Source organism: Chryseobacterium sp. HNCC26DJ241 (genome assembly GCF_057180505.1).
The window spans coordinates 20,833-43,302 of the sequence record NZ_JBXUGL010000016.1 but is presented as its reverse complement, the minus strand read 5'-3'; the positions used below and the strand labels follow the sequence as shown (position 1 = coordinate 43,302).

Below are 22,470 nucleotides of genomic sequence, written 5' to 3'. Positions count from 1 at the left end.
GGACAATTTTAAATTTTTGTATTCCAGAAAAGTTCTTCATTTCCATAATGTTCTACATTTTTGAACAATTTTTTAGGATTGACGCCTGTAATTTTTCTAAAATGCTTAATAAATTCAGATTGATCATAATAATCAAATTCATAAGCCAAATCCGATAATTTTTTTGAAAATTCCTGATTGAAGAAATGATTAAAAGATTTTCTAAATTGTGCAATTTCAATATAATCCTTTACCGAACAATTTAAATATTTTTTAAATTTTCTGTTTAACGTTTTTGAAGAAACACCTGCTTTTTCTGCTATATAAGAAACTTTATGCTTTTGAGAATCTTCAAGAATCAATTTAACAGAATTTTCTAAAATGATATCTTGAAAATCATTAAGCAAGGAAAGAAAATATTTTTCCAAAAGCTCTACCTTTTCATCATAGTCTTCATTTGTAAAAACTTTATCAAGAATTGTTTCGATAGATTCTCTAAAATAATTGAATTCTAAATTTTCTTCTTTATTAATAAGTTCATAAAGAGGTTGGTCTATAAATTGGTGAATTCCTAGAGCTGTAAAAGCAATACCTATTTTATAGAAAGGTGACTGCATTTTGGCAATTCTGTAATTTTTTAAAATTCCACCATAGTAAAAATTAAATTTATTTTCTGTAGGAAATGCAAAAGAAAGACCCTCTTCAAATTTTAATTCAGAATTTTTGTAAATAGTTAAAGCATTGATAACATTAGGGTAATAAATAATTTTTTTTAATTGTCCGGCAGTTTCTATTGAATGAAAATAATAATAAGAAATATATTTTTTTAATATTTCTGAATGAGGCTTTTTAGTAATGAAAATTTCATTTTCCATATATTATTTATCCAAAATTCCCCTTATTTTATTGGCATTTACGATTAGCTCTTCCAATAGTTCATAATTTTCTTTTTCAAGAGCGGATTTAAATTTTCGAAGTTGGGAGATATGCTCATTCAGAACATCCAAAACATTTTCTTTATTTTGTTTGAAGATAGGAACCCACATTTCGGGATGAGATTTCGCAAGACGTACCGTACTCGAAAATCCGGAACTTGCCAACTGGAAAATGGTATCTTCTTCACGTTCTTTTTCCAAAACAGTATTGGCTAAAGCATAAGATGTAATATGAGAAATGTGTGAAATATAAGCAGTATGAATATCATGGTCTTCCGCATTCATATAAATGGGATGCATTTCTAAGGTTTCAACTACTTTTTTTACAATTTCCAGAGCATCAGCAGCAGATTCTTCCTGATTACAAATTACGGCTGCTCTTCCTGTAAAACTGTCGCTTTGTGCAGATTTTGGCCCGGAATTTTCCGTTCCCCACATTGGATGGAATGCTACATATCTGTTTCTTTTAGGATGATTTTTTACAACTTCAGTCATTCCTGATTTTGTAGAGCCAACATCCATAACAGTTTGATTTTCATTAGTTAAATCTAAAACCGAAGGCAAAATTTTTCTTGCAGCATCTACAGGAATGGCAATAATGATGAGGTCAGAATTTTTTATTCCATTCTCAAATTCCGCAATTTCATTAATAACATTTAATTCCAGAGCTTCGGAAAGGTGGTTTTCGTTTTTATCAATTCCATATACAAAATTTGTAAATCCTTTTTCACGGAGTTTTAACGCTATAGAACCCCCGATTAATCCAACTCCAATAATACTGATCTTCATATTCAAAAATTTCATTAAAAAACCCCGTCAAAAGGACGAGGTTCATTGTTATATAAAATACAGAATCCTAATCCTTACTAAGATTTGAAAATTCTATAATAATATGTTTTTGCTACTTTTTTCACTATGCGAATATAAAAATTAATTTTAAAAAAACTCTATGGATTGGAGATAATTAACGTTGAAGGAATGTCAGAAAGCCATAAATTTTTAGAATCAATAAGGTTTTTCCAGCTTCTACTACTTATCAGCATTAGATCTTGTGATTCCAGAAAATCTTTTTCAATAGTTTTTTCGCTGTAAAAAGTAATGTTTTTCGGAGCAATCTGTTCGATATTTCCAATTAATTCACGGATTTCGGAGTTTTTTCTGATTTGGCCGGCTACATCCATAATAATGATTTGGGAGTTATTATTATTGATAAGTCTTTTGGCAAATTCTAAAAGGAAAAAATCTCCAAGATCTAAAACTGGGATAAAAACACGGTCTGCACTTTCAAAATTTTTGTCCATCATAATACCAACCGGTATATGTGTTTTGTCCAAAATTTTCAATGTAAGATCATCAAAAGGAGACGAATTAAAAATATAATTTTTCCCTTTTACGGTGTTCAAAAGTTTTTCGGGATTAATGATTTTAGTAGTAAATCCGAGTAATCTTCCGAGTAACGTTCCTTCGTATATTGATCTTCCTAACATGATAAGAAGAAGGTCATAATTACCTTTATTAGTGATGTTCACCAAATCATTTTCAATATCTGTAGAAGCTTTGAAGAAGGTCGTTATTTTAAGTTTTAGCTTATGTGAAGTATCAATTACGTCTTCAAACTGGGCTCTTTCATATTCTTCTGCATCAAAAGCATGGAGTTCTTCCACCGGAGCTATATTCATGGTGGTAATGCTTTTATTACCATTCATTTTATGAGTAAGATTATCCGCAAGTTTTAGCAATGAGCATCCGGAATCCGGCTTGTCAAAAGAAATCAGAACTTTATATTTGGTATCGTTTTCGTCAATAGTATCCAAAGATTCGGATTTTTTTCCTTTAAAAGCAAAATTGATAAAATCTAAAGCAGGCCCCGTCATAAATGTTGTGAACAAAGCCATTATTACCATCATTGCAAAAATTTCCGGGCTCAAAACTCCGAGATCATATCCGATGTTCAATACAATGAGTTCCATCAATCCTCGTGTATTCATCAATGCACCAATGGTGAGACTGTCTTTCCAGCTCATTCGTAGAAATTTTGCTGTCAGTGCACTTCCTATAAATTTTCCTGTAATAGCAACTAAAATAATGAATCCGGCTGTAAGCCATAGATGTCCCTCATTCAGTAATCCTATTTGTGTTCGCAGACCTGTAAAAACAAAAAATAGAGGAAGTAGCAAAACTAAGGCAACATCTTCTACTTTTTCAATAAATAGATTTCTGAACTTTACATTTTCCGGCATTATTGCTCCTGCCATAAATGCACCGAATAAAGCATGAATGCCAATTACTTCCGTAGCATAAGCAGAAATGATAAGTGTTAAAAAAAAGATGGCAACGACAGCCTTACTGATCATTCCTTTTCCTGCCTGCAAATCTCCGATTCTTTTTAGGAATGGTCTTACAATTTTTATCATTAGAAAAACGTAAGCAATAGCCATCAAAATAACATAGATAGAACTGGCAAAAGAACCTGCTTTTACAATAGCTATTACCGCTGCTAAAATACACCATGCTGTAATATCGTCGGCTGCAGCACAAGTGATAACTATGGTTCCAAGTTTTGTTTTTTGTAAATTTCTTTCCTGAACAATTCTTGCCAATACCGGAAATGCAGTAATACTCATAGCAATTGCAATAAATAATGCGAAGGAACTAAACTGAACTCCATTAGGAGCAAATTCTTTGTAAGTATAATAAGAAAGTCCAATTCCTAAAGCAAATGGAATAATGATGCTTGCATGGCTGATTACGACTGCATCATGAGCTTTTTTTCTGAGAACACTTAGATCAAGCTCCATTCCCACAATGTACATAAATAAAATAAGCCCGATCTGGCTTAAAAATTGAAGATTCGGTAAAGATTCTTTTGGGAAAAGAAATGCTGAAAATTCCGGAAAGAAAAGTCCTAAAAGTGATGGACCCAGCACAATTCCTGCAATCATTTCGCCAATTACCGAAGGCTGCTTCATCTTCATGCATATCCATCCGAAAAGTCTTGCGACAAAAATAATGGTAACAATCTGAGCTAGTAATAATGCTAAAGGATGGTGCAGATTGGTTATAAAGGATTCTGTGAAATTTTTCCACATAGTTCCCGTAGTTTCATTTCGAGAAATATTTTCCCCTATTTCCAAAGTTTTTCCTTGAATGAAAAACCAATACATCAATGCTGAAAATACAATTATTGTACTGATATAAAAAATAATATTCCTGTATTTTCCCATAAAATTTATTATTTGGACATTGGAAGTTTAGCTTCCATCAAAATTATTGATTTTTTATATTCAAAAACGTAACCTGGTCTTTACATTTTTCAAAAGTTATTTCAAATTTCGGTTTTTTTTTAGGATAGTTCAGTACATAATCCGGACATGGTTTTTTTTGAGCGTGGCTTTTTTCAAAATTGACTTCTCCATTGGTGATGATGCTGTCTTTCAGAAATTTTTCATCAATTTTCATGGCATCCATTTGAGTTTTAAATTCCGGACTATACTGAAAATCTTTACTCAAAGTTTCGGCAATTACTCTACTATTGGGAAGATATCCACTACAACTTGCTCCTTTTTTATTAAGTATAAAGAAAACGATTAAAAGTCCCGGAACTAAACCGATAAGGTAGAATTTTAGTTTTCGCATTTAGAAAATTAAAAGATTAATATCATGATAAGTAAGATCAAAGCGATCACAGATCATTTTTTTTGTATGCCTTCCTTTGTACATGTACAAAGAGTCTTTCATTTCGTTTTTCTTTACCAGCATATTTTCAAAACCACCTTCTTCGTCATAATTTAGGAGATAACTCAGGAAAAAATTCGAGATAGCCTTTGTTGTGGTTCTTGGCATTTTGGAGGTAAGATTCGGCAAACCGGCATGGATAACATCGTGTTTTATAATGTATGGATTTTCCTGTGTAGTAAGTTCAGAAGTTTCGATGGCTTTTCCGTTATCAATGGTTACGTCAATAATTACGCTTCCTTTTTTCATTTTCAAAACCATGTCTTCTGTTACGATTGGAGACATATTCAAACGTGGAAGTGCGGCAATTACTACATCAGCTCTTCTCAGACTTTTTGCCAATTCTTTCGGATCGATGATAGAGGTAGGAACTCTGCTATCAACCAATGTATGTAATCTTCTTAATTTAGAAAGAGAATTATCAAAAACTTTAACGCTTGCTCCAAGTCCGATGGCTGATTTCGTTGCAAATTCTCCAACTATTCCTGCTCCAATAATGACTACTTCTGTTGGCCGAACTCCTGTAATTCCGCCTAACATCAGTCCATTGGAAAGAGCCAGAAGTTCCGATGCATAGAGAATGGAAATTGTTCCTGCTATTTCTCCGATTAAACGTACCAATGCTAATTGTTTATAATCATCAACAATAAATTCAAAAGCAATGGCATTTATTTTTTTGTTGGCGAGCTTCAGAAAATATTCTTTATCTCTAAGATTAATTTGTAATGCAGAGACTAAATATGTATTGGGTTTCAGATATTCAATTTCTTCTTCGGTGGGAGGATTTACTTTTAAGACAAGATCTTGAGCAAAAGCTTCTTGTGGAGAAGATACAATTTTTGCACCTGCATCAGAATATTGTACATCCGTGAAAAAAGATCCTTTTCCGGTGCCGCTTTCAATAATAATTTCATGGCCGTGATCTACCAAGACTTGTACTGCATCCGGTGTTATGCATGTTCTGCGTTCATTCAGACAGGTTTCTTTAGGAATACCAATACTGAATTTTTTCCCTTTTTTTACTACCTCCAGTTTTTCTTCCTTTGGTAATAATTCAGCTTCTGAAAAAGGTGTAAAAATATTACTGCCCATTACGATGAAAGATTAATATTGAACCACAAAGATACATAACCTTCTATAATTCCTAAATAAATTATTTGAAATTCACTTTTCTAAAATCACCTTTATTTTCAATCGTCATTTCATGGAAGGATTCTTCCAGATCTTGTTCATAAATTTCAGGCCATTCAATAATGCAGAGATAGGCATTGTCAAGATATTCTTCAATACCAATATCATATACTTCCTCAATGCTTTTCATGCGGTAAAGATCGAAATGGAAAATTTTTCCTTTTGGCGAGTTATATTCATTTACGATAGCATAAGTAGGAGAGGAGACTTCATCATTACTTCCTAAATTTTTAAGAAGAAATTGTGTGAAAGTCGTTTTTCCGGCACCGAGATTTCCTTTCAGAAGCAAAACAGTATGACGCAAATGTGGAATAATTGCATCCGCTACCTGTTGCCAGTTTTCTATTGTGTAAACTTCAAATTCCATGAATTTTTTATTTATAAATATCAACTTCGATTTTTCCGTCTTCTGTGATTGCACCGCGATACATTCCGTTTGTATTGAAAGGCATTGCTATATTTCCGTCTTTATCTAATGCGATCAATCCGCCACTTCCACCCAATTTCTCTATTATGTCAATAGTTTCCTGAGTTGCCGTTTGGATGTCTTTATTTTGATATTCCATTTTTGCGGCAGCTGTTCTTGCAGCTGTGCTTCGTATAAAATATTCGCCCCAACCTGTTCCGGAAATTCCTACCTGTGAATTGGCGTAAGTTCCGGCTCCGATTACTGGCGAATCTCCAATTCTGTTCCATTTTTTTCCAGTCATTCCTCCTGTAGAAGTTCCGGCAGTAATGATTCCGTTTTTATCGATAGCAACTGCGCCAACAGTTCCAAATTTATGGTCGATTTCAAAATAATCCGGCTTTGTGGTAGAAGAAGTTTTTTTAGTGCTTTTTTCTGCTTCCTTTTGTTTCAATTTTTGAAGACTTTCCCAGCGATCTTGAGTGAAAAAATAGCTTGGATCCACAATTTCCAAACCTTGTTCTTTTGCAAACTGCTCTGCACCAGAACCGGAAAGCATTACATGTTGGCTTTTTTGCATGACAGCAATTGCCGCTTTTATCGGATTTTTGATGGTGTGAACACCGGCAACTGCTCCTGCTGATAAATCTTTTCCTACCATTACGGAAGCATCCATCTCATTTTTGCCATCATACGTGAAAACAGAACCTTTTCCGGCATTAAAAAGAGGAGAATCTTCCAGAATTATAATTGCTGCTTCTACAGCTTCTACTGATGTTTTTCCTTTTTGTAGCTCAGAATATCCGGCTTTTAGTGCTTCTGTAAGTTTTTCTTTATAGGCTTTTTCTTTTTCGGGAGTCATCATTTCTTTAGTAATAGTTCCTGCTCCTCCATGAACGACAAGAACATATTTTTTCTGACCCGATAAAAGTAACATCATTAATAAACCGATAAATGCAAAACGAAATTTCATTGGATAAAATTTTTTCGTAAAAATAGATATAAAACAAAATGAAAACAATTAAAAAAGACTTTCATTTCTAAAAGTCTTTTCTATATTAATCTTTAATTTTCGATTTGAATTTTCTCTGATAATCGTCCCATTGCTGTCTCGTTTTGATTTTTTTATAATCGCTTCCCGAAATCATGGAAAGATAAGGTTCTATTTCCTTTGCAGTTAAAAGTCCATTCAAAATAGTAATGGGATTGCTCTTTTCATCCAGAAAAACCATACTTGGAATGGAAGAAACATTCATGTATTTGGTAAACTCATGTAGAGAGTTTTTCTTTTTACCTGTTTCAAAATCGGGATTTGAAAATTGTCTTCCAAAAATTACAAAATTTTCTGAACCTTCCGCATCAAATTTTACCGGATAATAATGAGCATTGATTTGTTCAATAATTATCGGATTGGTATATGTTTGCATATCCATTATTTTGCACGGACCACACCAATCGGCATAAAAATCAATGAGAATTTTTTTAGGCTGAATTTTTTGCGCAGCTAATGCTTCGGAAAGAGACATCCATTTTACTTGGGCAAACCCCAAAAATCCAGAAAAAATCAAAAGTAAAATAGATATTTTTTTCATAAAAAAAGAATTTGAAAAATGCATTAATGAACCTCTTGCATCAGTTTTTTCACCAAAGGGGATATCAAAATCAATACCACTCCACAAATCAGTGCATACAAACCGAGTTGTTTATAGCCTTCCGTATACGTCATCAAAGCATCCAGATTGGAAGAACCTTCTTTTGTAGTAGCCATATTTGCACCGATGATTCCGGCTACGTATTGTCCGTAAGCAGATGCTAAAAACCACATTCCCATCATCATTCCTTGAAGATTTTTTGTGGAAAGTTTCGTCATAATGGAAAGTCCGATCGGAGAAAGGCACATTTCGCCCAAAGTAATCACAAATAAAGCAATTGTAAAAATACTTAAAGAAGAAACTCCTGCTTCGTTGGCAAAATAGCGTGTCGCAAAAATGACATAATATCCTAATCCTAAAAATAAAAATCCGAGCCCGAATTTAATAATAGTGTTCGGTTCTATTTTTCTTTTTCCCAGCCAAATCCAAAGCAAACCAAGCGGAACAGCCAAAAGAAGAATAAAAAACGCACCACCGGAATTGTTCACACCATTCGGATTGAGATTCAGTAAATCGCGATTCAGATTTTTTACAGCAAAAATGCTTAATGAACCACCACTTTGCTCATAAATTCCCCAAAAGAAAATGGAAAAAATAATGAATACTAAAGCTGCAATCAGTTTATTTCTTTCTGAAGGTGTTACTTTGGTCATTTCATAAAAAAGATAAATCAACGTAAGTGGCCCAATTGTGTACATAAAATAATCGGTGTATTCCGTTTTGGAAACCATGGTCATAATTAATGGAATTATAAGTAATGAACCTGCATAAACTGCAATTTCCATCCATTTTTCAATTTTTTTATCCGGTTCGTCAGAAAGCGGATGTCCGGGATGAAGACCAATCGGTCCTAATTTTTTTTGCGTAAATATAAAATTAATTAAACTGATAACCATTACAATCGCAGCCAATCCAAATGCTACATTCCAGGTTTTATCAGCCGGAATCAAAGATTTGAGAATATCACCTTGACCAATGGCTACACAAAAATACCCACCTAAAAGAGCTCCCAAATTAATTCCCGCATAAAAAAGCGTAAAACCTGCATCTGTTCTGGTATCTCCTGATTTATAGAGTTTTCCGACCATTGTGGAAATATTCGGTTTGAAAAAACCTGTTCCGATAATGGTAAAAGAAAGTCCGAAAAAGAAATAATCGTGAGGATTTATAGAAAGAATGATGCTTCCTGCAATCATCAGCAAGCCTCCCCAGAAAAGTGATTTTCGAAACCCTAAAATTTTATCTGCGAATAATCCTCCTACAAAAGTAAAAGCATACACAAAAGCCTGTGTTGCTCCATATTGAAGGTTGGCTTTTTCTTCACCAAAACCAAGCTGTGAAATCATAAATACGACGAGCATTCCGCGCATTCCATAGAAGCAAAAACGTTCCCACATTTCGGAGAAAAAAAGATTCCAGATTTGTTTTGGGTATTTTCCTTTGAAATTCTGTATTTGGTCGAGGGTTAATTCCATAAAATTATTTTTTGATGTAAAAATTTTTTCAAAGTTTAAAAATTTTAAACAAATTCCTACGAATATAAAAAAAACCTCTGATTAATCAGAGGTTAGAACGTTTTATTTAAAAATATTTTATTTTACACCATGCATCATTTTCTTAAGGATAGGAGAGATTAATGCTAGAATAATTCCTGCAATTCCACATAATACCACAAATACCATAAAGAATTCAAATAAATTATGGATTGTAAATCCGGCAAATGTAGGATATTCCATGGCAATCTGGCTTTCAGTTAAAAGTTTAGATTGTTCTGCGGTAAGTGTTACTTTTTTATCCAAAACATTTTGAAGATTGATTCCTAATTCTTCAGCTTTTTTAAATTTATCACCAGTAGCGGGAATTAAAGCTCCTAAAGTTCCTGCCAATGCATAACCAGCAGCATTTGAAATAAAGAACACTCCATATAAAAGTGATGAAAATCTTTTTGGAGAAAGTTTTCCTACCAAAGAAAGTCCGATTGGAGAAAGACAAAGTTCCCCACAAGTTTGGATTAGATATAAAAGAATCAACCATTTAACTGCTAAAAGTCCTGTGTTTCCTAAATCTTTTACATTATGGGCAATGATAAAATAAGAAAGAGCGATTAATCCTAAACCAATAGCTTGCTTCAATGGAGAAACAGGTTCTTTTCCCATATTTCTCAATTTATCCCATAAAATACTGAACGGAACAGCTAAAATTACAATGAATAATCCATTGAAAATCTGAACCATTGATGGAGGCATATTCCAACCGAAAATATGTCTGTCAGTCTGGTTATCAGCAATAAATGTCAAGGAAGAACCCGCCTGTTCAAAAGCTGCCCAGAAAAATATAATAAAGAACGAAATAATATAAATAACAAAAATCCGGCTTCGTTCCACAGAAGTAATAGAACTGTCAAGCATGATTAAAGTAGCAAGAGAAATCCCTGCTCCATAAATAATAGGATAAATAATTCCTTTCACTAAGGTTCCGATTTCAAATTTTGAAAACCAGAATTCTCCTACATGAAGATAACGGAAAATAAAAAATAATGCTACAAAAAGAACTCCAGCAAAAGCAACAGAGCTTCCCGCAAATTTTGCAGACTGAGCTTCTCCTTCCTCAAAATCGTCAGATGTATTGTTTTTTGGCAATCCACCAATTGCTCTTCCTTCTGGCGTTACAACATATTTGTTTTTCAAAACGAAAAACGTAATAGTACCAATAAACATAGCTATGGAAGCAGCTAAAAATCCCCATTTGAAAGCAAAAATATCTCTGTTTCCATTTGCATCTACAACATCTCCTAAAATAGGACAAATAAACTGACCTAAAAATGCACCCAAATTAATTCCCATATAGAAAATAGTGAAAGCAGAATCCAGCTTTGTTTTTTCTTGCTTCGGATACAGACTTCCCACCATTGAAGATATATTCGGTTTGAAGAAGCCATTTCCAAAAATGATAATGAATAAGGCAAGCCAAAGCAAGGTTTTTGCTAAATCCATATTTCCACTAAAAACACTTGCACTGAAAAACAGAATCAATTGACCGATTCCCATTAATGTTCCTCCAATGAGAATACAGTTACGGTTTCCTAAATATTTGTCGGAAATAAATCCACCTAACATTGGTGTAAGGTAGCAAAGTGCCAAGAATCCGCCATAGATGATGGAACTGTCTGCTTCAATTAGCTTTAAAGAGTTTACCATGAATAATGGTAATAATGCTCTCATCCCATAAAAGTTGAAACGCTCCCACATTTCGGTACCAAAAAGAACCCATAATCCTTTTGGATGTTTGGAACCAGTTTTTCCTTCTAGAAACTCATCAGTTTTATCAATTGCCTCTAAATTTTCCATATATTTTTTTGTTAATTTTTGTTAAGATTCACAAATATAGTTTTTTTTGAGATTCAGACAAGTTTGAGATTGGATTAAAATGAAAAAAACTGCTGAAATATTTCAACAGTTTTTATAGAAATCAATTTTTTTGAATTTAATGTCCTTGTTCTCTCATGATTCGGTTTAATCTTTTCAACATGGAAAGTCCGAGTAAAGTTGCAAAAATCAGCAGTCCAAAATTCACGAGGAAATAATTGGTTTTATTTTCATAATTGTACCATGTACTGGCGAGAATTCCGGAAAGTTTGTTTCCAACAGAATTGGCAAGAAAAAATCCGCCCATCATCAAAGCTGTAATTCTTACCGGAGAAATTTTAGAAACAAAAGAAAGTCCCATTGGTGAAAGACAAAGTTCTCCAATCGTAATCACTCCATAACCTGCAACCAACCATAATGGTGAAACTTTTACAGCTCCATTACTTCCGGCATTTACTGCTAAAACCATTACCAAACAAGATAATGCGGAAATAAATAAACCAATGACAATCTTTGTAGGAGTAAGCGGTTCTTTTCCTTTTTTGCGAAGCATTGCCCAAAATCCTACTACAATCGGTGTAAGAACAATGACCCAAAACGGATTGATGGATTGGAATAATTCTGTATTGTAAAGGAAAATTTTACTTTCAGGATTGGCTTCTAATGCTGCTTTTTTTTCTGGGGAAATATTTTTGAAATAAATATCTTTTCCTATGGTTTTCAATGGTTTTTTGTCTTTATCTTTCTGAGCCTGAAACTGATTATCATACACTGGAACTTCTTTGTCTTTATAATCTTTTCCATCCACCATATAAATATTTTCCAAAGGTTTTTCCAAAGAACCCGGAACACTTCTGTCTGTATAATAATTGGCCCATCTTGTCAAAGCTGTTCCGTTTTGTTTGAAGACAGCCCAGAAAAACATACTCACCACAAAAATGGATAATAACGCTCCAATTGCAGGTTTTTCTTTTTCATTGGATTTGAAATATAATGATGCGTAAAAATAAATCACAGGAATGCAGGCAAAAATAAAAGCATCTGTACTGTCACTTCCGAAAATATTTTCAGGAATGAACCATCCAACTGCACCAGCGATAATGGCAGGTAGAAAAACTTTTAGCATAATTTCAGAAAGTTTGGTGTCGCCTTCTTCTTTTGGTTTCATTTGTGCAGCATGAATGTAATGCTTTCTTCCGATAGTGAAAATCACCAAACCAAGCAACATCCCAACTCCGGCTGTGATAAAAGCTTCGCCCCAACCAAATTTATTACGCATGAACGCAGCAATAATATTACAAATAAAAGCACCAATATTGATTCCCATATAGAAAATATTATAGCCTGCATCTTTGTTGGCTTTGTACGGTTCTTCTGCATATAAATTTCCGAGAAGTGTAGAAATAGTGGGTTTGAAAAAACCGTTTCCAACAATAATTAAACCTAAAGACGTATAAAAAAGCGGAAGTTCTTTGAAAATTCCTAAACCGATATAACCTAAAGCCATCAGAATTCCACCGATATAAATGGATTTGATGTACCCTAAAACTCTGTCTGCCAGAAATCCGCCAATAAAAGGAGTGAGATAAGTGAGAGCAATATAAGTTCCGAAAATATCATCTGCTGATTTATCCGGAATTCCGAGTCCGCCGTTTAAACCTTGTGGTTCAATAAGATAGAGTACAAAAATTCCGAGAATGAGATAATAGCCGAATCGTTCCCACATTTCCGTAAAAAACAAATAAGGCAAACCTTTAGGATGTTTACTTTTCATATAAAATTTTCTAGATTCGTAAAAATAATATTTTAAAACGAATCTGAAAATCTTTTAATCTAAATAATGGTAATCATTCCAACGGAAGGGAATCCAATCGTACGGAAGATTTCTCATTCTGTTTAATGTGAAATATATTTTACAGCATTTATCTAATTGTATTTAATTGCTTTTACCGGAGAAATTTTACTAATAAGATAGCTTGGTAAAACCAACGAAATACCGGAAATTATCAATATTCCCAATGAAATGGCTAGAATATGAAAAACATTCAGCTCTACCGGAACAATACTTACATAGTAATTTTCAGGATTTAATTTTATAAAACCAAAAATTTTCTGAAGAATAAGAAAGCCCAATCCGATAAAATTTCCGATAAGCAAGCCGGGAATCATAATCAGTAAAGTATAATTGATGAAAACTGCACGGATTTGTCCGTTGGATGCACCTAATGTTTTCAAGACTCCGATAGAATTGGTACGTTCAATGATCAGAATAAGAAGAACCATGATGATATTAATCACCACTACAATAAGCATTAGCGTAATAATAAGTGCGATATTGGTGTCAAAAATATTGACCCAATCTGTGATTTCGGGATATTTGTCAGTGGCTTTTTCTGCATAATTTTTATAACCGGAAAGATGTTCAATTTCTGGAAAATCCTGATTCATATCATCAATATTTTTTAAAAAAATATCAACTCCGCCTACCTTATTTTTTTCTATTTCGAGAATTTTTCTTGCATGATTGATGTCTCCAATAATAAAGAGGTCATCTATTAACTTAATGTCTGTTTTGTATATCCCGACAATTGCAAATTTTCGGTAAATGGGCTTTTGGTCGGCTTTAGAAAATACAGCAACAATGCTATCTTTTAGTTTCAGCTTCAGATTGTGGGCAAGTTTTTGAGAGATTACAATTTCGTTGTTATAGCCATTTTCTGTAATCTTAGGAGTAGTTCCTTCTAATATAAATTTATCAAAACGATCACGGTCAAAATCTTTTCCCACTCCTTTAAAAATAATTCCTGCAAAATTGTCTTTTGTTCTCAAGATTCCGCTTACTGTTGCATAGCTCTGCGTTGTAGCAATGTCGGGAAGAGCTTTTATTTTATTGAGCTGAAAACCTTCGTTGCTGAGCGGAGAAGAATTGTATGATGAGTTGGAGTGTTTTGATTTAATAGAAATATGACCACTGAAATCTGCCGTTCTTTCTTTAATTGCACGTTTTGAACCGAAACCTGTGGAAACGGTAATCAATGAAACAATAACGCCTAAAGCTACGGAAAGCCTACCAATAAAGATAATAACCCGTGAAAGATTATTTTTGTTATCTTTGGAAAACGCTATTTTTCTTGAAAAATATAATGGAAATTTCAAACGAATGAGTTTAAGTCCCAAAATTAAAAATTTACTTCTTATTTGCCTAATTTTTTTAGGAAACATCTTTTTCTTTAAAGGGCAGAATCTTGATAAAAATTGTTTTAAGACAGGAGCCGATCGTCCGGAATTGTATCTTCCACTTCTGAAAGATAAAGCCATTTCGGTGGTTACCAACCAAACAGGACTTTTAAGTGACCGAACACATTTGGTTGATTTTTTAGTCAGGAATAATGTTAAAATCAAAAGTATTTTTGCTCCTGAACACGGATTTCGTGGAGATGCAGATGCAGGCGAACATGTGAAAAACGGTGTAGATAAAAAAACCGGAATTCCCATCATTTCTCTTTATGGAGATAATAAAAAGCCAAAACCGGAACAATTGCAGGGAACAGATATTATTCTTTTTGATATTCAGGATGTCGGAGTGAGATTTTATACCTATATTTCCACGCTTGCATATATAATGGAAGCTGCTGCGGAAAATAATATTGAGGTAATTCTTCTGGATCGTCCAAATCCTCATGACGGTTATATTGACGGTCCAATTTTGAAGCCGGAATTTTCCAGTTTTGTAGGTTTGCATCCGGTTCCTGTTGTATATGGACTTACTATTGGCGAATATGGAAAAATGGTAAATGGAGAAAAATGGTTGAAAAATGGAATCACAGCAAAATACACGGTAATTCCGATGATGAATTATCATAAAAAACAACGTTACGGTTTTTTTGAAAAACCTTCCCCGAATTTGCCAAATGAAAAAGCCATCAATCTTTATCCTTCACTTTGTTTTTTTGAGGGAACACAAGTTTCGGTAGGACGTGGAACAGATTCTCCTTTTCAAGTGTATGGAAGTCCATGGACAAAAAAATTGCCTTATCAGTTTACTCCAAAACCGAATTTCGGAGCAAAAGATCCTTTCCTGAATGGAAAATTGTGCTATGGAGAAAATCTAACTCAATATCGTGAAGATCTTCGTTATCTGAATTTGGATTGGCTGATTAAAGCGTACAAAAATTATAAAAATCCACAACAAGATTTCTTTCTGAAAAATCTTTTCTTTGATAAATTAGCAGGAACCGACGAATTAAGAAAGCAAATTATTGTAGGAAAATCCGCTGAAGAAATTAAAAATTCATGGAAAAAAGGTCTGGAAAAATTTCAGAAAATCCGATCAAAATATGTAATGTATCAGGATTAATAGAAAGTAGCATATAAAATTTAACGCAAAGTATTATTTTTCAAATTCTATTTTCTCATATACTATCGAATTTGCGTTAAAACTAAAGAATTGACCTCAATTATGTTGAAATATTGAATCTTTTTTCGGTTAATTTTTCAATTTCTGAAATTTTCTTCGAGGATTTAATATCTTGCCATTTGATGACTTCATTTTTATTATGCAATACTCTAAGCCTTTTGCTTCCAAAAAATAAACTTAAAAATTTATTGTAATTATAAAATTCAAATTCTATTTCATTATAATTCAATTTTATTTTTTGAACAGAACCAAATAATGGTTTTTTAATAATTAATAATTCCTTTTTTTCGTCATTAAATATTAATGATTTTGGGCTAATATCCTGAATAGTTGCAATTATCCATCCAATTAAAAATGCATAATTAATTTTGTGATTAGTGTAACCAAAAGTAAACTTCAAAATCAAGTGAAGTGATATAATAATAATTGAAAAAATCAGAAAATTTTTAAAAATATTTGCAACAAAATTCTCTTTAAATTCAATAACAGTAGTATTTTTCATATGGCTCTAACTAGCGGTGTATCTTTATTCAATTCTATTTTGTTGGTCTATATAGGTTTTTTCAGAAATTTTTTTGATAGACTTGATAAAATCTTTTTGATTTAATATTTCTAATTGTTGTTTAGCAATTCTATAGAGGTTATTAAATCTAATCTGTTTGTCTACTTTAGATTTGATCAATTCAGAGTTCAATGATTCTAGATTTGAAAGTACTGCCAATTCATTAATACTTGCAAAATCTCGCATATTCTTTCCTTCAAGAGTTTGTTGAGGGTTTGCTTCTCTCCATTGTTTAGCTGTACAACCAAATAAAGCAACATTTAGTATGTCAGCTTCTTCTGCATATACTAACCATTCATTACTTTTTGTAAAGTTTGAAGATGGAATTATATGATTCTTAACTGCATCCGTATGAATATGATAATTTAGTTTACTTAAAACTCTTTTTACATCCCATTCTAAATTAAATTGGTTTGTTTCAATTTCTTTTAATCTTTGAAACTCTTTTATTAACAAAAGTTTAAACATTGGACTAATCCAAGCGCCAAATTCAAAAGCTATATCTCTATGAGCATATGTTCCTCCTTGTCTACCACTTTTAGATACTATTCCGATTGCATCAGTTGCTTCTATCCATTTTTTAGGTGTCAGATTAAATGAATTTAATCCAGCTTCTTTTTTAAAGGTGTCGAATTCGACACCTTTAAAATTTGGGTTATATAATTGCTCCCAAATTCCTAAAAACTCAACTGTATTTCTATTTCTCATCCAGTTTCTAATATGGTCATTACCTTCTTCTCCTCTCACCATATCTGTCAAACAGATATAATCTTCATCTTTATACGATGTTATAGCAATTATTTTGTCCTCAACTTCGATTTTTTTCATATACAATATTTCTATGCAATGTCTGTAAAAATAAGAAAATAGTTTTATAAATTCTGGTTGGATGATATTTCTGCTAATACCCAAATATACAAAATGGTAAATAATGTTTTAATTTATTGATTATCAATAATAAAAATATTTTTAAATTTCTGTTTCTCTTGGAGCAATGCAGTTAAGACTTGAGGAAGAAGTGTAGTCGTTGCTTAGTAATGCGAATTAAGGGTTAAAAAAACTTAATAAAACAGAGTATGTATTTATATAAAAGCCTGATAATCAGTATATTTATATTGAATTTCAAACATTATAAACAACATGATTAATCAGACTAAGGCACTAAAGTTAATAAAAATATACCACTATGTATGCAATAAATATGAAGAAGAATTACAATATCATTGCGAAAGATTTAGCCCCAATAATAAACCTGAATTTACAGACCAAGAAGTGATTACAATTTATCTGTTTTCAGTGTATGAAGAACAAAAATTTAAAGTGAAGCAGATGTATGATTTTAGCAAGAACTATTTGATGGATTGGTTTCCCAAGCTACATTCTTATGTTGCTTTTAACACAAGGTTAAATTGGCTTTGTGAAGCAATAAGAAAATTATGCTCATGTACAATAGAAGGCTTTTTTCCTAAAAAATATTCAAGTGAAATATCTGTTTTAGACTCTTTTCCCATTATGACCTGTAGTGGAAAGCGAACAGGAAAAGTAGCACGAGAGTTGACTGATAAAAGTTTTTGTTCTACTAAAAATCTATGGTATTATGGAATGAAATTGCATGCCTTAAACTCCTATAACAAGGGAACTTTGCCTTATCCCGAAAGTATTGTTTTAAGCAAAGCCTCAGAGAATGATTTGACTATTTTCAAAGAAAATTGGACAGAACTTGAAAATAGAAAGTTCTTTGGTGATAAAATCTATCACGATAATCCTTTTTTTGAAAAACTATACATTGAAAATCAATCTGTTATGTTTACACCTATCAAAGGAATAAAGGATAAATCAGATGAATTAAAACAAAGAGATTTTGCCTATGAAACCTTATTCTCAAAGGCTGTTTCTACTGTAAGACAACCTATTGAATCTTTCTTTAATTGGATTAACGAGAAAACTCAAATTCAAAATGCAAGTAAAGTTCGATCAACTAACGGATTAATTGTACATGTTTTTGGAAAACTTACTGCTTGTTTTTTAAAACCCATTTTTTAACCCTTAATTCGCATTAGTAATATATCTTAAAATATAATATTGTGCTAAATTATATATATTGTTTTCCGCCGAGTTCACATTTAGAAATTAATCAAAATTCTGATTTATTCCATTATCGTCACGATTCTTATATAAGAACCATACTCCGATGGTTAATCCGGCAACTCCAGCAAAAGCTGTAAGTAAAGCACGGTATAATTTGTCAGGCTGATCATTCCCAATATAATTCATTAGAAAAAGAATGATAAAAGTTGCAATTGCAATCGTTAAAAATCTTTTACTTTTGATATTCATTATTTCAGTTTGTAGGAAATCATTACGCCGCCTCTATACGGAATCCATTCTCCGCTTCGATTCCAGCTTCGGTTCGGATCATCGTAACGAACACCAAGAGTTTTATGATATCCTTTATAAAAATCCTGAGAAGTTCCGCCTCCGATATAGAGATCCATATTCCAGTTTTCATTCAATTGGAATTGATAACCAACTGTTGCTCCCAACATAAATGAAAATCCGTCCTGATAAAGATCAGATTTTACATAAACAGGGGAATCTTCTGTATATTGATAAGGAGTACTTTTCCAATAATTCCATTTTTGCAAAATATATCGTGCAGCAGAAACATTAGCACCAATATACCAATGTTTGAAAGCCTGATCGAAGTAATATCTTCCTTCAAACCCGATCATATACATTTGTGCATAATGTCCACCAAAAGATTTCCATGGAGAAATAAAAACATCTCCCTGAAATGTATATTTTTCTGAAAGTTGAGTTTCAATACCTGCATTTAGCATTCCTAAAGGAAGAAATACAGCGTTTGCTTTTATGTAAGTGGATTTTCCGGACGATGTATTTTCTTGTGCTCTGCAAAATAAAGCTAGAAATATTGTTGCAAGTACTACTATTTTTTTCAAATCCTTAAATTTATTGAAGTTCTTTCAAAAGCTTTGCTGCCATTGCAGAATCATTACCATTTTGTTCTGCAAGATTTTTAGAGATTTCGGCATACATTTTTGCCCCATCTTTGTTGCCTGTCTGTTTGTATAGTTTGGCAAGGATATAAGTGCTTTCGGCGGTTTCTACCCTCATAATACATTTTTCAGCCCATTCCTGTGCTTTTTTTATGGAAGAAGGATTTTGTATATATTCACTGAAAATCCAAGCGGCTTTCAAAAGTTCGTTGGTATCAACTTCTTCAGGATTTTTATAATATTCCAATGCAGCTTTTTCATATTCTGCATAATTTCCAACTGCCGGATAGAAGTTTACTTTCATTCTGTTAAGAGCTTTAGTAGCTTCTTCTTTTCCTACCAAAGGAACTGCGTTGGTATAAAAATAATCATCCTTGATGATTTTATTTTGCTGATCTAGTGCACTTTCTAAAATTTTGGAAATTTTAATATTGTTATCAAAATCTTTGTAAGAATTTTCCGGAATGAATTTCAGAATTTGAGTTTTATTATTCTGAAAAGCCTTATAATTGGCATCATCAGTGGAACGAATAAAATAGAAAAGCATTCCTACATCATCTTTTGTATAATCATCCGCTTTTTTGTTCTTAAAATATCTTTCAGATACTTTTTTTGCAAAATCATAATCAGTGTCTGCGGATTGTTTCATGGCATTAATGAGAAAATCAGGATCAGATTCTCCTTTTTCAAAACGTTCTTTTATAGAATATTTTAAATTTTCAGGATTATTGGCTTCCTTAGCAATTTGAAGGAAATCGTTTTCTACCATATATCCAAAATTTTTCAAAATAAGTTCTCCATTTCCATTCAGGAAAAGATAGGTAGGATAGGAGCGGATGGCAAATTTTTGTGCAATTTCTCTACCTTCTCCTTTTTCCATATCGAAATGAGCATTGATAAAATTGGAGTTGTAATAATCACTTACGGATTTTAATGTAAAAATATTTTTTTCCATCATTTTACAAGGTCCGCACCATGAAGCGTATGCATCCAAAAAAACAAGTTTGTTTTCTTTTTTTGCTTTTTCAAGAATTTCCTTGAAAGTTCCCTCTTCAAATTTTATGTTTTGTTGTGCAAAAAACATAAATGGAGTAAGGGTATATAAAAGCTTTAATAGATTTTTCATTTGCAAAAATTTCAATGCGAAGATAATAATTTTTTCAGGAATATATAGAAATGAAAAAATCCCGAAAATTTTCGGGATTTTAAGTGGTTTCTCCAGGAATCGAACCAGGGACACACGGATTTTCAGTCCGTTGCTCTACCAACTGAGCTAAGAAACCATTGTTGAATTAAGTGGTGCAAAAGTATATTTTTTTGCTATAACTCGCAAGTTTCTTGTTGCTTTTTTTTCAAATTAAGAAAAAACTTACTGATTTTCAGAAGGATTATTTTCTTGCTCTTTTCTGATTTGTTCACTCATTTCTTCCAAAACGGGTTTTATTGTACTTTCCGGAAGATCACTGATACGAATATACATCAAACCATCAATTGCATCATTAAAACTCGGATCTACATTAAATGCGATCACTTTTGCATTTTGTTTAATATATTTTTTAATCAAAACAGGAAGTCTCATTTCCGGCTCCAGATCATCAATCACTTTATCAAGTTTATTAAGGTCTGCTTCCATTTCATCGAAGAAGATGCTTTTATCGCGCTCTTTCAGTTTTACTTTAAATTCATTTTTTGGGTGGATGTATTGTGCTACAGCAGAATCAAAATAATGAGAACGCATAAATTCAATCATCAGAGATTTTGAAAATTCTGAAAATTTGTTGCTTATACTCACTCCTCCCATCAAAAATTTATGATCAGGATTTCTTAAACAAACGTGTACAATTCCTCTCCAAAGCAAAAATAAAGGCAACGGTTTTTGCTGGTATTCTTGCGAAATATAAGCTCTTCCCATTTCGATAACCTTCCTGAAAAATGGCTGAAGCTCGTGATCAAATTCAAATAAAGAAGCCGTATAGAATCCATCGATTCCTAATTTTTTGATCACTTCTTTTCCAAGTGCCATTCGATAGGCTCCTACAATTTTTTTAGCATCATTGTCCCAAAGAAAAAGATGATAATAGTGTTTATCATATTCATCTAGATCAAAAGGAAGATTACTGCCTTCTCCGATAGCGCGGAAAGTGATTTCCCGTTGTCTCCCGATTTCTCTCATAATAGAGGGAATTTCTTCATATTCGGTGAAAAAGACCTCATAATTTCCATTTTTGAAAAGAAGTTTTTCAAAAGTCCGGAGCTTTTCAATTTCTTTTAAAATATCTTCTTTAGGAGTTTCATCGATAATATTCTGAATAATATTCTCTTCTTTATCAAAAGGAAAATTAAGTTTCAGATTAGGAATTTTTAGAATTTCAGGAATGCTTTTCCGTCTTTCATAATAGGATTTTAGTAGATAGATTTTATTTTGGAGCAGCTCTCCAAGTTCTTCAATAGTTTCCTGTTCTTCCATTACTTTTACAGAAACGGGTTTCCCAATCCTTATTCTGATTGGTTTTTCACGATTCCTCATCATCTCGGTAGGAAGCATTATTGTTTGAAGATCGGGGTGTATTTTTGCTACATTATAGAAAAGTCTACTGTTTTTTGCATGGAAATACATTGGGACTACCGGTACTTTTGCCATTTTGATAAGTTTCAAGGCTGGTTTTTCCCATTCTTTATCTCTTATTTCTCTTTCTTCATTATTTTTATTGGATACTTCTCCCGCCGGAAAAATCCCGACACAACCTCCATTTTGCAGGTGTTTTAGAGTTTCTCTCATTCCGGAGGAACTTTTGTAGGCTTCTTTTCTGTTTTCAAAAGGATTTACAGAAATTACATACGGTTCCATAGGTTTTATTTTCTCTAAAAGAAAATTTCCCATTATTTTGAAATCGGGGCGAATTTCTGTAAGTATTTTGCACATCAAGATTCCGTCGATAGCACCAAGAGGATGGTTGGAAACTAAGATAAAAGGTCCTGTTTTCGGAATTTTGGCAAGATCTTCTTCAAAAACTACATACTTTAAGTCTCTTTCTTTTACAAATGAATCGAAAAAATCTTTTCCTTCTTTATCTTTTAGTTTGTCGTAAAGTGCATTTACTTCATCTATTTTGGTCATTTTCATTAAAGCTCCTGCAACAGGATTTTTCAAAAATCCTATTTTACTTAAACCGGCTGCTTTAATAAGGTCGTTTTTAGAAATGAGACTCAT

19 protein-coding genes and 1 tRNA gene are annotated in these 22,470 nt (G+C 32.6%); 2 read left to right on the top strand and 18 right to left on the bottom strand.

What is annotated here, in order from left to right; all coding sequences use genetic code 11:
* Positions 1-8 precede the first annotated feature (8 nt).
* From AC2A1C_RS09125 to AC2A1C_RS09070, 12 genes are all read right to left on the bottom strand, one after another.
* Positions 9-854, bottom strand: coding sequence for a helix-turn-helix domain-containing protein (locus tag AC2A1C_RS09125; RefSeq protein ID WP_484025399.1), 846 nt, complete (start codon positions 852-854; stop codon positions 9-11).
* A 3-nt stretch (positions 855-857) separates the two neighbouring features.
* Entirely contained in the window at positions 858-1,703 is an 846-nt protein-coding gene (locus AC2A1C_RS09120; RefSeq protein ID WP_484025398.1) for a prephenate dehydrogenase, read from the bottom strand.
* Positions 1,704-1,861: 158 nt separating this feature from the next.
* Positions 1,862-4,138: a cation:proton antiporter gene (locus AC2A1C_RS09115; RefSeq protein WP_484025397.1), complete on the bottom strand. Its 2,277-nt coding sequence runs from the start codon at positions 4,136-4,138 to the stop codon at positions 1,862-1,864.
* Positions 4,139-4,181: 43 nt separating this feature from the next.
* On the bottom strand, positions 4,182-4,550 hold the full coding sequence (locus tag AC2A1C_RS09110) for a hypothetical protein (RefSeq protein WP_484025396.1): 369 nt from the start codon (positions 4,548-4,550) through the stop codon (positions 4,182-4,184).
* Positions 4,551-5,741, bottom strand: coding sequence for an alanine dehydrogenase (locus tag AC2A1C_RS09105; protein ID WP_484025395.1), 1,191 nt, complete (start codon positions 5,739-5,741; stop codon positions 4,551-4,553).
* 61 nt (positions 5,742-5,802) lie between these two features.
* Positions 5,803-6,207 carry a tRNA (adenosine(37)-N6)-threonylcarbamoyltransferase complex ATPase subunit type 1 TsaE gene (gene tsaE, locus AC2A1C_RS09100; RefSeq protein WP_484025394.1) on the bottom strand — a complete coding sequence of 135 codons (405 nt, stop codon included), beginning with the start codon at positions 6,205-6,207 and terminating at the stop codon, positions 5,803-5,805.
* Between the two features lie 7 nt (positions 6,208-6,214).
* Positions 6,215-7,219, bottom strand: coding sequence for an isoaspartyl peptidase/L-asparaginase family protein (locus AC2A1C_RS09095; protein ID WP_484025393.1), 1,005 nt, complete (start codon positions 7,217-7,219; stop codon positions 6,215-6,217).
* A gap of 85 nt (positions 7,220-7,304) precedes the next feature.
* The gene (locus tag AC2A1C_RS09090) at positions 7,305-7,838 is read right to left on the bottom strand and encodes a thioredoxin family protein (protein ID WP_484025392.1); all 534 of its coding nucleotides are present in this window, start codon (positions 7,836-7,838) and stop codon (positions 7,305-7,307) included.
* Between the two features lie 23 nt (positions 7,839-7,861).
* Positions 7,862-9,373 (bottom strand): peptide MFS transporter, encoded by a 1,512-nt coding sequence (locus AC2A1C_RS09085; RefSeq protein WP_484025391.1) that lies wholly within the window; start codon positions 9,371-9,373, stop codon positions 7,862-7,864.
* 117 nt (positions 9,374-9,490) lie between these two features.
* Positions 9,491-11,245: a peptide MFS transporter gene (locus AC2A1C_RS09080; RefSeq protein ID WP_484025390.1), complete on the bottom strand. Its 1,755-nt coding sequence runs from the start codon at positions 11,243-11,245 to the stop codon at positions 9,491-9,493.
* A 136-nt stretch (positions 11,246-11,381) separates the two neighbouring features.
* Positions 11,382-13,037 carry a peptide MFS transporter gene (locus AC2A1C_RS09075; protein ID WP_484025389.1) on the bottom strand — a complete coding sequence of 552 codons (1,656 nt, stop codon included), beginning with the start codon at positions 13,035-13,037 and terminating at the stop codon, positions 11,382-11,384.
* Positions 13,038-13,189: 152 nt separating this feature from the next.
* Positions 13,190-14,419 carry an ABC transporter permease gene (locus AC2A1C_RS09070; RefSeq protein WP_484025388.1) on the bottom strand — a complete coding sequence of 410 codons (1,230 nt, stop codon included), beginning with the start codon at positions 14,417-14,419 and terminating at the stop codon, positions 13,190-13,192.
* Positions 14,420-14,423: 4 nt separating this feature from the next.
* Here AC2A1C_RS09070 and AC2A1C_RS09065 point away from each other — a divergent pair, with 4 nt between their 5' ends.
* A complete protein-coding gene (locus tag AC2A1C_RS09065) occupies positions 14,424-15,620 on the top strand; it encodes an exo-beta-N-acetylmuramidase NamZ family protein (RefSeq protein ID WP_484025387.1) in 1,197 nt (398 codons plus the stop codon).
* A gap of 586 nt (positions 15,621-16,206) precedes the next feature.
* On the opposite strand, the gene AC2A1C_RS09060 is transcribed toward AC2A1C_RS09065, so the two are convergent.
* Positions 16,207-17,070: a KilA-N domain-containing protein gene (locus AC2A1C_RS09060; protein ID WP_484025386.1), complete on the bottom strand. Its 864-nt coding sequence runs from the start codon at positions 17,068-17,070 to the stop codon at positions 16,207-16,209.
* A gap of 312 nt (positions 17,071-17,382) precedes the next feature.
* Here AC2A1C_RS09060 and AC2A1C_RS09055 point away from each other — a divergent pair, with 312 nt between their 5' ends.
* On the top strand, positions 17,383-18,285 hold the full coding sequence (locus AC2A1C_RS09055) for a transposase (RefSeq protein ID WP_484025385.1): 903 nt from the start codon (positions 17,383-17,385) through the stop codon (positions 18,283-18,285).
* Between the two features lie 87 nt (positions 18,286-18,372).
* Here AC2A1C_RS09055 and AC2A1C_RS09050 read toward each other — a convergent pair whose 3' ends face one another.
* The 5 genes from AC2A1C_RS09050 to AC2A1C_RS09030 form a co-directional block, all read right to left on the bottom strand.
* Positions 18,373-18,579, bottom strand: coding sequence for a hypothetical protein (locus AC2A1C_RS09050; RefSeq protein WP_484025384.1), 207 nt, complete (start codon positions 18,577-18,579; stop codon positions 18,373-18,375).
* Positions 18,579-19,202 carry a DUF3575 domain-containing protein gene (locus AC2A1C_RS09045; protein ID WP_484025383.1) on the bottom strand — a complete coding sequence of 208 codons (624 nt, stop codon included), beginning with the start codon at positions 19,200-19,202 and terminating at the stop codon, positions 18,579-18,581. The genes AC2A1C_RS09050 and AC2A1C_RS09045 overlap by 1 nt, the downstream gene beginning before the upstream one ends.
* Before the next feature lie 10 nt (positions 19,203-19,212).
* Entirely contained in the window at positions 19,213-20,385 is a 1,173-nt protein-coding gene (locus tag AC2A1C_RS09040; protein WP_484025382.1) for a thioredoxin fold domain-containing protein, read from the bottom strand.
* Positions 20,386-20,469: 84 nt separating this feature from the next.
* A tRNA-Phe gene (locus tag AC2A1C_RS09035) sits at positions 20,470-20,542 on the bottom strand.
* Positions 20,543-20,628: 86 nt separating this feature from the next.
* On the bottom strand, positions 20,629-22,470 hold the full coding sequence (locus tag AC2A1C_RS09030; RefSeq protein WP_484025381.1) for a lysophospholipid acyltransferase family protein: 1,842 nt from the start codon (positions 22,468-22,470) through the stop codon (positions 20,629-20,631).

Excerpts from the sequence above, each read along its gene's own strand:
- AC2A1C_RS09085 (WP_484025391.1), bottom strand. The coding sequence starts at position 9,373 with ATGGAATTAACCCTCGACCAAATACAGAATTTCAAAGGAAAATACCCA.
- tsaE (WP_484025394.1), bottom strand. The coding sequence starts at position 6,207 with ATGGAATTTGAAGTTTACACAATAGAAAACTGGCAACAGGTAGCGGAT.
- AC2A1C_RS09065 (WP_484025387.1), top strand. The coding sequence starts at position 14,424 with ATGAGTTTAAGTCCCAAAATTAAAAATTTACTTCTTATTTGCCTAATT.
- AC2A1C_RS09120 (WP_484025398.1), bottom strand. The coding sequence starts at position 1,703 with ATGAAGATCAGTATTATTGGAGTTGGATTAATCGGGGGTTCTATAGCG.
- AC2A1C_RS09055 (WP_484025385.1), top strand. The coding sequence starts at position 17,383 with ATGATTAATCAGACTAAGGCACTAAAGTTAATAAAAATATACCACTAT.
- AC2A1C_RS09075 (WP_484025389.1), bottom strand. The coding sequence starts at position 13,037 with ATGAAAAGTAAACATCCTAAAGGTTTGCCTTATTTGTTTTTTACGGAA.
- AC2A1C_RS09095 (WP_484025393.1), bottom strand. The coding sequence starts at position 7,219 with ATGAAATTTCGTTTTGCATTTATCGGTTTATTAATGATGTTACTTTTA.
- AC2A1C_RS09105 (WP_484025395.1), bottom strand. The coding sequence starts at position 5,741 with ATGGGCAGTAATATTTTTACACCTTTTTCAGAAGCTGAATTATTACCA.
- AC2A1C_RS09090 (WP_484025392.1), bottom strand. The coding sequence starts at position 7,838 with ATGAAAAAAATATCTATTTTACTTTTGATTTTTTCTGGATTTTTGGGG.
- AC2A1C_RS09080 (WP_484025390.1), bottom strand. The coding sequence starts at position 11,245 with ATGGAAAATTTAGAGGCAATTGATAAAACTGATGAGTTTCTAGAAGGA.
- AC2A1C_RS09125 (WP_484025399.1), bottom strand. The coding sequence starts at position 854 with ATGGAAAATGAAATTTTCATTACTAAAAAGCCTCATTCAGAAATATTA.
- AC2A1C_RS09110 (WP_484025396.1), bottom strand. The coding sequence starts at position 4,550 with ATGCGAAAACTAAAATTCTACCTTATCGGTTTAGTTCCGGGACTTTTA.
- AC2A1C_RS09060 (WP_484025386.1), bottom strand. The coding sequence starts at position 17,070 with ATGAAAAAAATCGAAGTTGAGGACAAAATAATTGCTATAACATCGTAT.
- AC2A1C_RS09040 (WP_484025382.1), bottom strand. The coding sequence starts at position 20,385 with ATGAAAAATCTATTAAAGCTTTTATATACCCTTACTCCATTTATGTTT.
- AC2A1C_RS09030 (WP_484025381.1), bottom strand. The coding sequence starts at position 22,470 with ATGAGTCTCATTTCTAAAAACGACCTTATTAAAGCAGCCGGTTTAAGT.
- AC2A1C_RS09115 (WP_484025397.1), bottom strand. The coding sequence starts at position 4,138 with ATGGGAAAATACAGGAATATTATTTTTTATATCAGTACAATAATTGTA.
- AC2A1C_RS09050 (WP_484025384.1), bottom strand. The coding sequence starts at position 18,579 with ATGAATATCAAAAGTAAAAGATTTTTAACGATTGCAATTGCAACTTTT.